A 1,553-nucleotide genomic window follows, 5' to 3' on the forward strand; every position below is an offset into this window, starting at 1 on the left:
AACGTTATTTGTTTTTTCGGCCTGCTCGCGTGGCTGAGATAGTGGTATAAGGGAAGCTTCCCGGGGCGGGCGGCTCGCGGCTGGCAGGTGTCCTCACCATGGCCGGCTGCGGCGTCTCCAACCAGGTCGGGGCCGCGCTAGGGTCGTTGGCCTTCCCGGTGCTCGGGCCCGCCGGGGTCGTCGCGATCCGGCAGTACGTCGCGGCGATCGTCCTGGTGGCCGTCGGCCGGCCCCGGCTGAGGTCCTTCACCGCACGGCAGTGGTGGCCGGTGGTGCTGCTGGCCCTGGTCTTCGGGACGATGAACCTGTCGCTGTACACGGCCATCGACCGCATCGGCCTGGGGCTGGCGGTGACCCTGGAGTTCCTCGGCCCGCTCGCCATCGCCCTGGCCGGCTCGCGCCGCCGGGTGGACGCGTGCTGTGCCCTGATCGCCGGCCTGGGAGTGGTCACCCTGATGCGACCGCGGCCCTCCGCCGACTACCTCGGTATGGGCCTCGGCCTCCTGGCCGCCGTCTGCTGGGCGTCGTACATCCTCCTCAACCGCACCGTCGGCCGCCGTATCCCCGGCGCGCAGGGATCCGCGGCCGCCGCGACCCTCTCCGCGCTGGCCTTCCTGCCGGTCGGTGTCGTCGTGGTCGTCCGGAACCCGCCCACCGCCGGGGCCGTCGGCTACGCGATCGCCGCAGGGGTCCTGGCCTCGGCCGTGCCGTTCCTCGCGGACGTGTTCACCCTGCGCCGCGTACCCGCCCAGGTGTTCGGCCTCTGCATGAGCGTCAACCCGGTCCTGGCCGCGCTCGCGGGCTGGATCATGCTCGGACAGGGCCTGGGCGGCGTCGAGTGGGCGGCGATCGGAGCGGTCGTCGCGGCGAACGCCCTCAGCCTGCTCGTACCGCGCGGCTGAGCGCGTCCCGCCACCGCCACCGCCCCCGGCCGCCGGCCGCCGGTCCGTGGGAACCCTCGACGGACGGTTCCGCCCTCGATGAACTTACTTGAGTCAGGCAACAAGATGGTAAAGTGGTCCCATGTCCCCATCACCGTCGCCCTCCGACCCCGCCTCGGCGGAAGTGATCGAGATCGAGCGAGCCCTCACCCGCATCACCTACCTCAGCACCCGGGCGCGGGCCCACGAGCGTCTGATGAGTCTGGCCGGCGTGCCGCTGGACCGTGCCGCCGTGGCGCTGCTGCGGCAGATCGCCGACTCCGAGCCGCTGCGCCCGGGGGAGTTGGCCAACCGGCTCGGCGTCGAGGCCTCCCACGTCACCCGCCAGGTCCAGCAGCTCCAGAGGACCGGCTACGTCACCCGCGTCCCGGACCCGGACGACCGCCGAGCCCAGCGCATCGAGCTGACGGCAGCCGGCCAGGAGGCCATAGGCCGCATCCGCGAGGCCGGCGTCCGCGGCATGCAGATGGCGCTGTCCGAGTGGTCCCCGGAGGAACTGCGGCAGCTCGCGGGGCTCTTCCACCGGATGGTCGACGACTTCCTCACGCACGCGAACGAGCTGATGGAGCAGGAGGCGACGCGGGTCGAGTGAGTCGGGGGCACGTTGTCGGG

Annotated in this window: 2 protein-coding genes; both read left to right on the plus strand. The window is 72.2% G+C overall.

Features of this window, described 5'->3' with window-relative positions; translation table 11 throughout:
- Nucleotides 1–98: 98 nt before the first annotated feature.
- Nucleotides 99–902 carry an EamA family transporter gene (locus tag P1P70_RS44420; protein WP_319248152.1) on the plus strand — a complete coding sequence of 268 codons (804 nt, stop codon included), beginning with the start codon at nucleotides 99–101 and terminating at the stop codon, nucleotides 900–902.
- A gap of 121 nt (nucleotides 903–1,023) precedes the next feature.
- The gene (locus P1P70_RS44425) at nucleotides 1,024–1,533 is read left to right on the plus strand and encodes a MarR family transcriptional regulator (RefSeq protein ID WP_319248154.1); all 510 of its coding nucleotides are present in this window, start codon (nucleotides 1,024–1,026) and stop codon (nucleotides 1,531–1,533) included.
- Nucleotides 1,534–1,553: the final 20 nt, after the last annotated feature.

Origin of the sequence: Streptomyces sp. MB09-02B (assembly GCF_033794485.1) — a bacterium.
In the GTDB taxonomy this organism is placed as follows: Bacteria; Actinomycetota; Actinomycetes; order Streptomycetales; family Streptomycetaceae; genus Streptomyces.

Coding starts and splice junctions, on each gene's coding strand:
- P1P70_RS44425 (WP_319248154.1), top strand. CDS start 1,024: ATGTCCCCATCACCGTCGCCCTCCGACCCCGCCTCGGCGGAAGTGATC.
- P1P70_RS44420 (WP_319248152.1), top strand. CDS start 99: ATGGCCGGCTGCGGCGTCTCCAACCAGGTCGGGGCCGCGCTAGGGTCG.